This is a genomic window from Microcoleus sp. B4-C1, from assembly GCF_036705285.1.
Lineage (GTDB): Bacteria > Cyanobacteriota > Cyanobacteriia > Cyanobacteriales > Microcoleaceae > Microcoleus.
The window spans coordinates 50,934-64,908 of the sequence record NZ_JAUBUC010000038.1; the positions used below are offsets into that span (position 1 = coordinate 50,934).

9 protein-coding genes are annotated in these 13,975 nt (G+C 45.3%); 2 read left to right on the forward strand and 7 right to left on the reverse strand.

Going from position 1 to position 13,975, the window contains the following annotated elements; all coding sequences use genetic code 11:
• Window positions 1–98 precede the first annotated feature (98 nt).
• The 3 genes from QUB26_RS16765 to QUB26_RS16775 all read right to left on the reverse strand — a co-directional run bounded on the left by QUB26_RS16765 (window position 99) and on the right by QUB26_RS16775 (window position 6,511).
• Window positions 99–248, reverse strand: coding sequence for a hypothetical protein (locus QUB26_RS16765; RefSeq protein ID WP_333242210.1), 150 nt, complete (start codon window positions 246–248; stop codon window positions 99–101).
• Complete coding sequence (locus QUB26_RS16770; RefSeq protein ID WP_333318913.1) at window positions 223–5,061, reverse strand: PAS domain S-box protein; 4,839 nt, start codon at window positions 5,059–5,061, stop codon at window positions 223–225. The genes QUB26_RS16765 and QUB26_RS16770 overlap by 26 nt, the downstream gene beginning before the upstream one ends.
• A gap of 217 nt (window positions 5,062–5,278) precedes the next feature.
• Window positions 5,279–6,511 carry an RNA-guided endonuclease TnpB family protein gene (locus QUB26_RS16775; RefSeq protein ID WP_333318915.1) on the reverse strand — a complete coding sequence of 411 codons (1,233 nt, stop codon included), beginning with the start codon at window positions 6,509–6,511 and terminating at the stop codon, window positions 5,279–5,281.
• Between the two features lie 61 nt (window positions 6,512–6,572).
• On the opposite strand from QUB26_RS16775, the gene QUB26_RS16780 reads away from it, so the two are divergent.
• Together QUB26_RS16780 and QUB26_RS16785 are read left to right on the forward strand one after the other, a co-directional pair.
• A complete protein-coding gene (locus tag QUB26_RS16780; RefSeq protein WP_333291488.1) occupies window positions 6,573–6,743 on the forward strand; it encodes a hypothetical protein in 171 nt (56 codons plus the stop codon).
• A 392-nt stretch (window positions 6,744–7,135) separates the two neighbouring features.
• Window positions 7,136–8,260, forward strand: coding sequence for a transposase (locus QUB26_RS16785; RefSeq protein ID WP_333247430.1), 1,125 nt, complete (start codon window positions 7,136–7,138; stop codon window positions 8,258–8,260).
• Window positions 8,261–8,485: 225 nt separating this feature from the next.
• Here the strand turns inward: QUB26_RS16785 and QUB26_RS16790 are convergent, their stop codons facing one another.
• The 4 genes from QUB26_RS16790 to QUB26_RS16805 form a co-directional block, all read right to left on the reverse strand.
• Entirely contained in the window at window positions 8,486–9,961 is a 1,476-nt protein-coding gene (locus QUB26_RS16790) for an adenylate/guanylate cyclase domain-containing protein (protein WP_333242219.1), read from the reverse strand.
• Between the two features lie 70 nt (window positions 9,962–10,031).
• Window positions 10,032–10,376 carry a slr1659 superfamily regulator gene (locus tag QUB26_RS16795; RefSeq protein WP_333156933.1) on the reverse strand — a complete coding sequence of 115 codons (345 nt, stop codon included), beginning with the start codon at window positions 10,374–10,376 and terminating at the stop codon, window positions 10,032–10,034.
• 355 nt (window positions 10,377–10,731) lie between these two features.
• On the reverse strand, window positions 10,732–11,310 hold the full coding sequence (locus QUB26_RS16800; protein ID WP_333242223.1) for a DUF6272 family protein: 579 nt from the start codon (window positions 11,308–11,310) through the stop codon (window positions 10,732–10,734).
• Window positions 11,311–11,387: 77 nt separating this feature from the next.
• Entirely contained in the window at window positions 11,388–13,367 is a 1,980-nt protein-coding gene (locus tag QUB26_RS16805; protein ID WP_333318917.1) for a SpoIIE family protein phosphatase, read from the reverse strand.
• Between the last annotated feature and the right edge of the window lie 608 nt (window positions 13,368–13,975).

A 13,975-nucleotide genomic window follows, 5' to 3' on the forward strand; every position in this document is an offset into this window, starting at 1 on the left:
TCCTGTAATATCATGTCCGAGCGATTGACCATAATATCCCGGCAGGGCGGGTTTTTGAGATTGTCAATTATTGGCAGATATGGTTGTTGAACCCGCCCCTACCTCATTTCGGGCGAAGCGAAGCGGAGGGAATCGACCGGACAGAAGATAATACAAATATCGCTGCCTAACCACAGCAACTTAAAAGCTTGGTAATGTTCGATCGGTTTGAGATCCTTGGGCTCAATCTTGATCGCTTGCTGGGCCATCAGTGTTCTTGCTAAGAAGTGCGACGATCGTCTTAATTAATTCATCCGGTTCGATCGGCTTTGCCAGATGTCGGTGAAATCCAGCTTGCAAAGCTTGCTGTTGATTAACCTCGCCCGCATAGGCAGTCAGGGCGATCGCGGGAATCAGCCCACCCCGTTCGGGCGGCAGAGCTCGCACTTGTCGCAACAGCATATAGCCATCCATCCCCGGCATACCAATGTCGCTCAACAGGACATCTGGCTGGAAATTAGTCAACGCTGTGAGGACTTCTTGAGGGACAGCAAGAGTCAGTACCTCTGCACCTGCATCTTCTAGCAAAAACGAAATCAACTCTCGCATATCCGGCTCATCATCAACCACAACTATCCGCATCCCCGATAACGGTTCATCCGCAGTCGATCGTTCCGAAAGTCCTGCCAGAGAGTTTTCTTGTCTTACCTTCCCTGATAGGGGCAGTCTTACAGTAAAGGTAGCTCCTAACCCTTCACCCTGGCTATCTGCCCCAACGGTGCCACCGTGCAGTTCGACTAAATGCCGCACGATCGCCAGCCCCAATCCCAAGCCACCAAAATTGCGGGTTGTAGCGCCATCTTTTTGGCGGAAGTAGTCAAACACGTAGGGTAAAAACTCCGGTGCGATGCCAATCCCTGTATCCGCCACAGTAATTTGAGCCTGATTGCCAACACGAGTCAAATTCACCTCAACGCGCCCCCCGGCCGAGGTGAATTTGACCGCATTGGAAACAAGATTCCAGACTATTTGCTGCAAACGGCCCGAATCTCCCAAAATTTGTCCAATCTGAGGATCTAACACAGTCCGAATGTCAATGGATTTGGCAACAGCAGCCAAATTGACAGTTTCGATCGCCGATTCCACAGTTAAAGCTAAATCAACTGGACGAATATTAAGACTAAGCTTGCCTTGGAGAATTTTCGAGACATCAAGCAAATCTTCAATCAATTCAGTTTGCAGCTTGGCATTCCGTTCGATCGTCGCTAACGCCTGGGCGGTTTTCGCCGCATCCAGCTTGCCAGTTTGCAGCAGCTTTGACCAGCCCAAAATAGGATTGAGGGGCGATCGCAATTCATGGGATAGTACCGCTAAAAACTCATCCTTGATCCGATTTGCCTGTCTTAGCTGTTGGGCTTGCTGCTGGAGTGAATCGTTCAGATTTGCCCGTTCCAGAGCGATAGCGATCTGGTCACAAATCGATCCCAGCAGCTCGATTTCTGCAGGCGTGAAGTGCGTCCGAGTCCGACTGGCAAATGAGAGCGTTCCTAATAACCGTCCTTGAGCGATTAACGGTTGACCCACGTAAGCTGTGATGCCCAGTTCATAGAGGGCTTTACCATTCGGATGAGTGGAAAGTTCGGCTTGATTCAAGACAAGTTGCTGCTGCGTTTGGGCAACCAATCCACAGAGATATTGCCCTACTTCGATCCAGGCGATCGCCTGCGCCCTTTCTTCAGAGATGCCATCATAGTTTCTCAAATGCAGCATCGGGCGGTTGTCTTTTTCTTCCACCATGAAGTTGTAGTAACAATGCAGATCGAGTAGCACTGCCAGTTTGCGGAATAGCGTGTCCATCAAAGCCAGAGGCTGTTCTGTCTTCATCAGATCGCGCGTAGTTTCATACAGCAATTGCAGGCGCTCACTTGCTTGCCGTTGTGCAGTCTTGTCCTGCATGATTTTGACAAATCCCTGCGGACAATCCGCTTCATTAAGCAGGGGCATCATCAATCCACTGGCCCAAAAGTGATTCCCATCTTTGCGGACGTGCCAGCGTTCGTCTTCTGCCCGTCCTTGCAGTAGAGCCATTTGCCTCTGGTACTCGGCTTGTCCTTGTTCGTTATCTTCGGGCGTGAAAATCATCCGACTCGAGCAACCAATTGCTTCTGTCTCGGTATAGCCCAACAACCTTTCTGCCCCTGAGTTCCAACTGGCAATGATGCCGTTAAGGTCGAGGGTGAAGATGGCATAATCTTTGGCGCTTTCAAAGATCAGACGGAGGCGGGATTCACTCTCGCGCAGGGCTTCCTCAGCTTGTTTGTGGTCTTCAATATCAACACAGGAGCCGATGTAGCCCAAGAACTCACCTTCCAATCCGTAGCGAGGAACAGCTTCATCCATAATCCAACGGTATATGCCATCACAGCGTTTCAAGCGATAGTCCATCTTGAACGGTTGACGGGCATCAAAGGCAGTCACATAGGTGTCTAAACACCGCTCAAAGTCGTCGGGGTGGACTCCTTCTGTCCAACCATTGCCCCTTTCTTGCTCGATCGTGCGTCCGGTAAAGTTTAGCCACGGGACGTTGAAGTAATAACAGAGTTTATCGGTGCCCGACATCCAAATCAGCACAGGGGCGGCATCTGCCATCAGCCGGAACCGTGCCTCACTCTCCCGTAGTGTGGCTTCGGCTTGTTTGCGATCGGTGATATCGTTGACGAATGCTACAAACCCTTCAATTTTTCCCTGGCTATTGAAGCGGGGAACATAGGTGGCATTGATATAACGGGTTCCACCATCTTTGTAGGGAATTTGGCTTTCAAAGGTCACTTCCTGTCCTGCCAAGACTTGCTCAACATAAGGACGAATCCCTTCATAGCCAGTTTTGCCTAAAACCTCTTGAAGGTGCTTGCCATAGATTTGCGCTGCCGGATGTCCAAACCATTCTTCATATGCTCGATTGTTGAAGCGATAACGCTGGTCTGAGTCTACAAAGGAAATCAAGGCAGGCACGGCATTGGTGACTAAACGAAGTTCTGCTTCTCGTTGTTGCAATACCTCCTCGGCCAGTTTTCGATCGGTGACATTTCGGAAATAAATGGTAATCCCGTTCGCAGCAGGGTAGGTGCGAACGTCATACCACCGATCGTGATCGGGATAAAAAGCCGTGACTGACAAAGCCACGCGCTCGTTTGCCACGCGCCGATAAACCTGCTCAAACTCGCTGCCATTAAGTCCGGGGAATTCTTCCCACACATTTTTCCCAATCAGATCGCTGGCAGTCCGGTCTAGCAGAATTTCCGCTGACCGATTCACATAAGTGAAACACCAATTCTCATCAAGGGAAAAGAATCCATCATCAATACTCTCTAGAATGTTGCGACTCTGCTCTTCGCTTTGACGCAAAGCTTCTTCTGCTTGTTTACGATCGCTGATGTCGATTAATACGCCGCGCGTCGAAATTATCATGCCCTCAGCGTTATAGGCGCAATCGCCCTTTGCCAAAATCCAACGAACGGTGCCATCTGCCCACAGCGTCCGATACTCAATTTCAGTATGCGGTTGATTCGCTTTGAGCTCATTGAGTACGGTGTGAACGAATGGACGATCGTCGTGATGCACCGCTTCTAAAAACACCTTCATGGAAATTCCCCGATCCACGGGTAAACCAAACATCCCTTTGGCTATGTCCGTCAAACTCAGGGTGTCAGTTTCCCTATGCCAATACCACAAACCCAAATTGCCGCCTTCGGAAGCCAGTCTGAGCTGTTCTTCGCTCTCGCGCAACGCCTGGAACGATCGATCGCGCTCGAAGACGATGCTGGCAACTTGGGTGCCGAACTCCGCGAGTTTATGTTCCCAATCAGTCGGCATCCGCGCCTCGCTAAAGCAAAGCATCAGCGACCCCATAGGTAGATTGTCCTGCCTGAACACGGGCTGAGAATGACACGCTAGAATGCCATGAGCCACGCATAAATTTCGCCATGCTTGCGACCAGCGATCGTCCTTGGCAATGTCGGCGCAGGTCACGGGCTGACCGCTATACACTGCTTCGCCGCACGTTCCAATGCACAAATCGTTAATCGGAGCATTTTGGAGTCCTTCAGCAAAAGACGGTGGAAAGTCTGGAGTAATCGATCTGTTAAAAGTCAGCCCCTGAGCATCCGCTAGCATGAAGCCCGCGCGGGTACCCGGATTCAGCTTGGATACAGAGTCACACACGGCTGCCAGACAGTCGTATAGTGGCTGTCCGAAGGCGATCGACTCCAGCAGTCGTTTCTGCTCGATTAGGAGGAGTTCCGCCTGTTTGCGATCGGTAATGTCAGCAAGCAAAACGGTCAGTCCACTGGGCGAAGGGTAAATTCGATGGTCATGCCAACCTTTCAAAGGTGAGTACAGATAATCAAACTGGAGTGGCGTTTGTTCCCGCATTGCCCGATGAAATTGCACATAAGCATCGGTGTCAACGGCTGCAGGAAATAGCTCCCAAACGTTCTCACCCAGAATCGCTGACCGCGGCATTCCAACCATTTCACAGTAGCGATCGTTGGCATAGGTGTAGCGCCAATCGCGATCGAGGATGTAAAACCCATCGTTGATGCTAGAAAGTACCGTTTCTAGCTGTTCTTTTGTCTCCCTCGCCGCAGCTTGTGCGACTTGACCCCGAACCTGGGCTTTTTGTTCTAGGAACCTTGCCTCCTGTAAAGTTTGCAAGGCTGCTTTCGCATTTTTTAGAGCATTGCGCCACGATAAACTGAGTGAAGCGCTCAATCCTGCGGCGATCGAAAACATACCGATCCGAACAATTGTCTCTACATTAACTATCTGTAAGGAATAGAACGGCTCAATAAAAAAATAGTTGATTGCCAGCGTAGATAAAATTGTTGCCAGTAACCCAGCCCCGAAACTGCCATACCACGCACTCACCATTACCGCGATGAAAAACAGGGGCATCGTGGTTGGGTAGAGCCACGGTAAAAGCAATCGGGTTAGCGCCAGTGCCAAAGCCACGGAGAGGGTGGCCACACCATAGGGAAGTAGTCGAATATCTCTGAAAATGCTGTTGATTTCCTCTACACTCACCCTTTGTACTCCTTATCCGAAAAATATCTTGCTCGCAGCGCCTTACTGCATTCGCCAAGCGTTGCATCTGGGGAATTACCTAACTCATCCAGCAATATCTAAATTTGCTTGAGTGCCAAGCGAGAAGGCTTAGCCTGTCCATTTTCCCAACGATTAATCGTGGGAAAGGTCATCCGTTCTAAAAAACTTACCCATAGCTACCCAAATCTTGACATAGCTAGACATGAGTGCTTGTGGTGTTAACTTCCTGTTTCACAGTAGCGACAACATGACTGCTGTCGGGTTTGTCTACTCCGCAGGCTGACACGGTGGAACTCACCGCCAATTCTGAACGTTCTGGAATAAATATTCCTTCAAACCAACGTTCTATATTTTTCGACGCATTCAAGTCACGGTCTTGAATATTTCCACAACTGGGACATTCAAAGGCTCGGACTCTTAATGGCATTTTATGCCGATGATTACAGCAATTTGAACAGATTTGACTGCTAGGAAAGAATCGATCTATGAGCGTCAATTTTGAGTTAAACTTTTCGGTTTTATATTCAAGTTGACGCTTGAATTCGTACATTCCGCAGTCGGCGATTGCACCAGCTAACTTGTGGTTCTTCAAAAATGCCTTAACATTCAAATCTTCAATCTTCACTTCACCGTGGTTTTTGGCGAGGTAAGTTGTTAGCTTATGAATAGCATCTTTTCGGATGTTTGACACTTTTAGGTGCAGCTTGGCTAGTTTAGCGATTGCCTTTTTGCGGTTGTTAGACCCTTTGACTCGCGCACAGACACGCCGTTGCAGACGTTTCATTTTACGGTTCATCCGACGATAGGCTTTAGGGTTGGCAAAGACTTCGCCGTTAGAACAAACAGCTAGCTGCTTGATGCCGATATCAACTCCGACAGTAGGACGGTCACGTAGAGTTGCGGGCTGCTCAATTTCGTATTTAAAAGCAATGAACCATCTGTCAGCTTTTCGACTGATTACGCAGTTGTGAACTGCCGTAATTGGTAATGGTTCGTGCAGCCTAACCCAGCCAATCTTAGGTAACTTGACACGCTTGCCGTCGTTATTAATTCCTGGCTTTGCTTTGGTTCCTTGTTCTAGGTAGAAGGAGTCCCCCGATACACCTTTCTTTTTGAATCTAGGTTGTTTAGATACCTTTTTGAAGCATCTATCCCAAGCTGTTCTCAATTCAGTTAGAGCCTGTTGTGGGCTGGCTTTGGAAGATTCGTAATACCAGGGATGCTCATGTTTGACTTCTGCCACTAAACGCTTGTGTAGATCAATTGCAGAAGGGATCTTAATAGTTTTATCCGTCTTCCTGAGTGTCAATGTTTCAAGGATGATTGAATTTGCCCAGTTGTAAGCGTGTCTTGCTACTCCGCAATGCTGCCGAAATCTAGTCACCTGTTTGTTATTAGGTTTTAATTCCGTCTTGAAACTAAGTAACATTTGCTTTTACCTCATTTCTGCCTTACTCTTATTGTATGCGGAATTAATACGGAACAAGAAAATGCCTAGAAAAAAGATTTACAGCGAGCCTAAGCGTAAGGTCAACCTCAGCCTAACCGAGACTGCTACTAAGTGGCTAGAGGAAAAACGAGTTCAGCTTACCGCAAGCAGTCTTAGTGACGTTATCGAGAGACTTGCTAGAGAGTTACCCAACAATTCCATCAATGGGTAACTTTGTCCAAGAATCACGTTACAGCTTTAAACCCTAATTCATCCGCCAACTTTTTCTGAGACAGCTTCAGCCCTTGCCACCGTTCTGGCACCAAATTACCGATCGCTGGTTTTGCCGCCCTCAGCCGTTCTATTTTGAGAAGCCTCAGAAGTAACAGGTATAAAGCTATTTATATTTTACCAAAGAACTGGGTCTAAAGCCCCGTCCTTCGCTTGACGGCTTTTCCTCTTTAAGTGTATCAATCCAGTCCTCTACAAGCTGGGTCATTGTTTTTTCTTTCTGTTTGGCAATTCTCCGTAACTTTTTTAACCGACTCACGGCAATGCGAATACTTAATCTTTCTTTAATCATTTTGCTACCCAATCGCTACCCGTTATGAGATCATGGTTAGCATGAAAACATTGAAGTTTAAGCTATATCAAAGCAAGCGAAATAGACATCTCAAGCGAAGTATCAATGCTGCCGGGGTGATCTACAACCATTGCATTGCACTCCATAAACGGTACTACCGGATGTGGGGCAAGCATTTGAATTGCAGCAAGCTTCAAAGTCATATTGCTAAAATCAGAAAGCGTAAAGCGTTCTGGCAGCAGGTTGGATCTCAGGCTGTACAGGATATCTGCCAGCGAATCGAGAAAGCCTACCAACTGTTTTTTAAGCATCACCAGAAAGGAGTTAGACCTCCCGGTTTCAAGAAAGTTCGCAAATACAAATCGTTCACTCTCAAGCAAGCTGGCTATAAATTTTTAGGTGGTAATCTAATTAAAATTGGGAATCGCGTTTATCAGTATTGGAATTCCAGAGAGATAGCGGGGAAGGTCAAAACCTTAACCATTAAGCGCACTCCATTGGGAGAGTTATTCATGGTTGTGGTCGTTGACAGCGTTGAACAACCTGAAACCAAAGTCGAGACGAGTAGAATCGCTGGCTTTGATTTCGGCTTGAAAACGTTTCTCACCTGCTCAGATGGAACGAAAATCGAATCACCACAATTCCTGAAACAATCCCTCGGCGCTATTAAGAAAGCGAATCGTCAACATTCCAAAAAACGGAAAGGCTCAGCTAACCGGGAAAGAGCAAGACTCAATCTAGTTCGCAAGCACGAGGACGTAGTAAATCGTCGCTCTGATTGGTTCTGGAAATTGGCTCACGAATTAACTGATAAGTTTGACGTGCTGTGTTTTGAAACGTTGAATCTAAAAGGAATGCAACGGCTTTGGGGACGTAAAATCTCAGACCTTGCATTTGGCGATTTCCTCCAAATTCTCAAATGGGTTGCCAAAAAGAAAGGAAAACAATTAGTTTTTATCGACCGCTGGTATCCATCTAGTAAAACTTGTTCCCACTGTGGACACGTTCTGAAAGAATTGGATTTATCAGTTCGTGAATGGCGATGTCCGTCCTGCCAGAAGGTGAACAGCAGAGACGAGAACGCTGCAATAAATATTTGTGCGGTTGGGGCGTCAACCGTTAAGTTAGGCGATGTTAGACAGGCTGTGCCTGCAATTGCTGTTTGAGCTTAGAATCCCCTCGCCTTGATAGCTGGGGAGTATGTCAAACCTTTGACAGATTCCAGAGGTCAGTCATCACTCTTAAGATATATATCAATCCTTACAGGAGTCGTAAATTTTTTATCCCACCCCAACCTTCCCCGAACCCGCTCTGAGAAAGTAAGAAATTCACAAATGATGCGAGGATTGCTATATGAAGTCAATCTTAAATCTAAAATAGACTAAGTTGCTTTAAATTCCTTTGAGGAGCGATCGCCAATCCCGACAGCGTTTCAGGTAAATGCGAGCTACATGATCGCTGGGATTTGTTCGCAAACACTCTTCAAATAATTTTCCTGCTTCTCGGAATTCTTTCCGCTCGCACAGTAACATAGCTTCATTATATACAGACAAATTTGCTAGCTTTGCCGACAAACTTTCGGGCGGGTCTGCATCAAATACCTCATAAACTACCACATATTGAGATTTTCCTTTTACCTGTACTTTATCCACAATTCTAATTGCATAATCGGTGGGATTTCGCAACCGTTCCAAAGTCTGCTGAGAAATTAACAGAGGTACGCCGTAATCTTTGGTCAATCCTTCAATGCGAGATGCTAAATTAACAGCATCGCTAATCACAGTGCTGTCCATCCGGCTTTTACCCCCGACTGTCCCCAGCATCAAAGAACCCGAATTGATGCCAATGCCAATTTGAATCGGGACGTAGCCGACGCCTTGACGGTATTCGTTGTAAGTTTTGAGGATATTTAGCATTGCAATACCCGCTTTCACTGCATCATCTGCAAAGTCACTAAACAAAGCCATAATTGCATCGCCGATGTATTTGTCAATAAACCCGTTATTGCTAGTAATCGCAGGCTCCATCCGCGAAAGGTAAGCATTGATAAATTTAAAATTTTCTTGGGGAGTCATAGTTTCTGAAAGCGTCGTGAAGTCGCGAATATCCGCAAATAGCACCGACATTTCCTGCTGCACTTGGTCGCCTAAATGGACATCTATAATACTTTCATATCCCAACAGATTTAGAAATTGGTGTGGCACAAATCTACCGTAAGCATCAGTTAAGTCTGATTCGGCATCCAGGGATTTTTCTAAATTTTGGTTGAGGTCAAATAGTTCCTTAATAAATAAATGGCGCTGGGATTCAGCTTCTTTGCGTTCCGTGACATCTTGAAAAACTGCGATCGCAAAAGCAACTTTGCCACCATCGTCAAAAATTGGCCTTCCCCAAATTTCTAGGGGAACTTTCTTGTCGGTTCGATGAATTTCCAGATCGTCAGCAGTCGCGTTTTCGCCCCTTAAAGCTCGGACGAGCGGCAAATTCTCGAAAGGATAAATTGTCTCCGTTCCCGCGATATAAATTTGATAACTTTCTGACAAATCCTCAACAGAATTTAAGGGCAAAACTCCTTGACCGAGTAACTGCTGTCCGGCGTGATTTACGTAGTAAGGTTTGCCTTGAGAATCGAGCACTACCACGCCTACCGGAATCGCTTCGAGAAATTGAGCCAGCTTGATTTCGCCTTCGCGCACCGCCTCGAATGCGCGAGAGCGTAACTCAGTTTCAACCGTATCGGAATGTTCAGCAGTAGTTTCCAGCAAGATTTCCAGATCCGCTTTTTCCTCCTTCAAGTCTTCCACTTGCTGGCGCAATCTTTCTATCTCTAAAAGTAGCTGTTCTCTAGATGGTTGTTCTTCCAGCATAACTCGAGAATTTGCGCCTCGACTAACAAAAAATTGCTTAACATCTCGCACCCTAAAATTAATCGTGTTTTTATAGAAATTCCAACTGCAAACCAGGCATCAGGCGCTGAAAATTCCTCAAAGATTTACCGTGCCAAGCTATGCTTTGAGAGCCTTGCACCGCCATTTGCACCCTGGCTGTTTTGCGGATCTCGATAATAAACTTCGATAGCATATTGATGCCAGAACTGTTCAAAAATTCTAACTGCTGCAAATTGAGGGTAATTTTCGTCGGTTCCAAGTCGGCAACTTTAGTCAGAAACTGCGCTATCGGCGCGTACTCAGCAGGCCCGCTCAGCCTTAGAGATCCAATAAAACTCACGGTTGCCGTTGCTGGATCGTAACAGATCTGGTAATCTTCTGTATTAATTTCCATAGCCACAAAAAAAAGTCCCTTAGATATTATCGATCGCTAGCGTTGCTTATCAAAGAAATGGGTCTAAAACCCCGTCCTTCTACGAGGGCTTTGAGCTAGAATAGAGAAGTCTACAGGCTCAAGACGCGTTGAAATAGCTACGATGAGAGCGGAGCGCACCTAGACAGTTCGGAGGGGCAATGCTTAACTGCAACCCTGAAGACACCAAGCTTTTTGCTTGAGTACAACGAAACATAGTCGCCTAGCGGGCATTGGGAGACTATAAACGGACGTGGAGCAACGGTAAGACTACTTTGGTAGCGCGTTGCTGTGAAGCGTTAAGGAATCTTCGCTCATGAAAGGACGAGGAGGTATGTCAAACTGTTAATTGCACCATAGTTGTCACCGCAATTACTTCCGGGTCTTTGTGCACGGTCTGGAATTTCCAGCCAAGTTTGGCGGTATAATCGGTGAGCATGGTCAACAAACCCAATCCAGAATTGGTACAGTTGTCGTCAGCAGCATTTTTTTCCAACCGCTGAAGGTAAAGTTCGCTTGGCTCCGAGGCCAGCAACTCCTGAATATAAGCCTGAAACTTGTCCACAGCTTGCGGAGAGATGCTGTTAGCCACTGAGACAATCACTCCCTCGCTCTCTAATTGCAGTTTAATATCGATCGGGTAGTCGGAGGTTTCATCATTAAACTTCATGGCATTTTCCAATAACTCGTTGGCAATGTAGCTAACAGCACTTTTTATTTCAGCTTGTCTTTCAATTGTCGAGGGTTCATCTTGGTTGCCCGGAAAAAAAGTCGTCAGGTAATCAGCCAGAAAATCAGCAGACAAACCGTTGTTCCGCCACCGCTGCTTGAGAGGAACCGAACTCGGAGAAAATCCAATTATTAAGTATTCTTGGCTAGCGGGCTGCTCGATGAAATCTCCGAAAATCTGAGTCATATCGATGTGAGAGCTAAAGTTTGAGATGAGGGGGATCACTGAATATATTTTAAACTTTAGGAGGGATATTCAAGTAGTTATTTTTGTTTGAGTACCAGCAATGTGATGTCATCAAAAACTTTTTGTTCGCCGATGTGCGATCGCACGTCCTTAATTACAGCGTGCCTAATTTCGGCAGCAGAACGCTGCCAATGAATTTTTATTACCTCAATTAACCTATCTAAACCATAAAGCAGTTTATCCATATTTTTAGCTTCCGTAATCCCGTCAGTGTAAAGCACAACCACATCTCCTGAATGCAAATGCACAATTTTCTCAGCAACAAATTCAGCAATATCTACATCCAGCCCGATCGGGAAACCCAAATCGATTGTATCAAACCGCTCTACACAACCGTTACACCGCACAACAATCATTTCTTCGTGCTGGCCGCTCAACTTCAGCATCCCCTCCTCATAGTCTAGCAAGGCAAGGCTAGCATTTTTGTCGCATTTCATCCGCTGCACGTTATCATAAATTACACTGTTAATAGCACTTAAAAATCTTACTGGGTCTGGTTCATTGTAGGCGAGCAAAGTTCTTACTGCCGTTTGCACCATAATCATTAAAACACCGCTCTCCAATCCGTGTCCCGTCACATCTCCAATGCCAATTTTCACTCTACCTTTGTGTTGGAGTACGTCGTAATAGTCGCCCCCTACTTCCTCAGCAGCTTCCATAAATCCCGCAATATCTAACCCCACAACTTCATTGAGTTCTAAGTCTTTGGGCAGCAGCATCTGCTGAATCTTGCGAGTAACGTCTAGTTCAGCGCTCATTCGCATATTTTCTGCTTTTAGGCGATCGTTGAGAACAGTAATTTCTTGATTTGCACCAACTAAGGCATCGGCAATTTTGTTAAAAGCACCCACAACTTGCCCCAGTTCATCTCTGTTATCCAAAATAATTTTGTGGTCAAGATTGCCGCTTGCCATCTTTTTTGCAGCTTCGTCAAGGACAAACACAGTTTGCATAACGCTTCTATAAAAACTTACAAATAAATAAATAACTATGGCTAAGGTTATTAACACAACAATAGAAATTATGCGTTTCTTGGCAACGAAACTATCAATGCGTTTTTGCAGGAGAAAGTCTAATTCCTTGATAGTTTTATCCCACAGTTCAAAACTATAATTCAGAACTCGATCGCTCCCATCAAGATAGGCAGAATATTCCACTAATGCTGTGGGCTTAATCAGTTTATCTAGTTGCTCAGTTAGCTGCTCTACTACCGAGTTAAAGTTTGTTAAATACTCCCTTAATTTCGGGATCAGATTCCCGTGAGGATTATTGCTAAATCCTACCTCCATATTGATAGCTAAATCCTGATTAATTTCTCTCAATTTGCCTGCCAAAGTAATCAGTTTCGCTCTTTCTTCAGGTGTGGCATCGGAACGCAAGTTGTTTATTTGAGAGATCAGCCTAATCTCTGACAATATTTTTTGGATTTCTGGAAGTTTCAGCAAAGTAGCATCCATCAAATAATAGGTATCTAGATCCGGGTCTAAAATGAGATTAGAAGTATCGCCGACGCGAGCGCTCAGTCTATCAATATCTGTAGCTAAACGTTGATAGAAAAAATCGTAAGTTTCTAAACTCCAATGGCTGTGGCGAAGTTTGAATTTGTGCCAATCTTGATAAATATTATTAAATTTTTTACTGGATATTAATGTGTTTCCAAGCTGGCTATCTGTATTAGCCATCGCTTGAAATTTATTGTCTATCTTGGCTTTTAAATTTGTTCTTAATTCTGAATTGCTTAAACTAGGATTTAACCTCTGATTCGGATAATTTAAGAGTTGAAGTTTCGGTATATATTCCCTCAACTGGCGCAGTCGCCGCAGGTATTCATTTCCGTAGATTTCTTTTTGGGCAAAATCAACTCTGCTGTTAATTTCGGAAATTAGCAGGTACATGACCAAGGTTAACGGTATTGCAAATAGAAAACCAATTAAGGTAAATTTTTGAGGATAGCTCAGCCGATTCATTAAATGGATTCCCAGGGATTTTCTGTTCATAATCGATAGATTTTAAGAATATTGTACTAAAAAAGTAGCGATCGCTACTAAAGTAGTTGCGGGGACGATCGCTCTAGAAAACCCGAATGCTAATATAATTAATCAGCGATAAGCTGTGGAGCATTTAAACCAGTAACGAGGCTTGTAGGGTGCGTCAGGAGTGAACACTTATGCGCTTATGCGAGAAACAATTCTGTAATGACGCACCCTACTATCCTCTTTTAAATGCCGAACAGCTTAGCTGATTTAATTTCTAATGCGTTTTCGTCCAGTGGCAACAATTTTTGTGGCATCCCTGTGATATCCTTGGCTGAGCTCGCCTCCCCCAGTCTAAAACACGTTTAGCAGTTTTGGAACGAAGAATAGTAATTTGTACTGAGATTCGGGGGCAGGAGTAGAGGCTTTTAAGAATATTTACTTAAGCATAAATTTTTCTTAATACCCGGAGACAACAAGTAAAAATTAAGTAATAACTGGGTAGTGCAAGTTTCCTGAAACACAACTGCAGGCGGCGAGTAGAAAATACTTGCGCCCATTGGTCACAAGTTAAGCCTGTATGCCAGTTGTCAAGGGGATTTGAGAAGATGTGTCAAAGAAAAATTGGTTTT

What these genes read in the sequence shown, in the direction of transcription:
- QUB26_RS16775 (WP_333318915.1), bottom strand. Translation starts at nt 6,511, where the DNA reads ATGTTACTTAGTTTCAAGACGGAATTAAAACCTAATAACAAACAGGTG.
- QUB26_RS16800 (WP_333242223.1), bottom strand. Translation starts at nt 11,310, where the DNA reads ATGACTCAGATTTTCGGAGATTTCATCGAGCAGCCCGCTAGCCAAGAA.
- QUB26_RS16805 (WP_333318917.1), bottom strand. Translation starts at nt 13,367, where the DNA reads ATGAACAGAAAATCCCTGGGAATCCATTTAATGAATCGGCTGAGCTAT.
- QUB26_RS16765 (WP_333242210.1), bottom strand. Translation starts at nt 248, where the DNA reads ATGGCCCAGCAAGCGATCAAGATTGAGCCCAAGGATCTCAAACCGATC.
- QUB26_RS16790 (WP_333242219.1), bottom strand. Translation starts at nt 9,961, where the DNA reads ATGCTGGAAGAACAACCATCTAGAGAACAGCTACTTTTAGAGATAGAA.
- QUB26_RS16780 (WP_333291488.1), top strand. Translation starts at nt 6,573, where the DNA reads ATGCCTAGAAAAAAGATTTACAGCGAGCCTAAGCGTAAGGTCAACCTC.
- QUB26_RS16795 (WP_333156933.1), bottom strand. Translation starts at nt 10,376, where the DNA reads ATGGAAATTAATACAGAAGATTACCAGATCTGTTACGATCCAGCAACG.
- QUB26_RS16785 (WP_333247430.1), top strand. Translation starts at nt 7,136, where the DNA reads ATGAAAACATTGAAGTTTAAGCTATATCAAAGCAAGCGAAATAGACAT.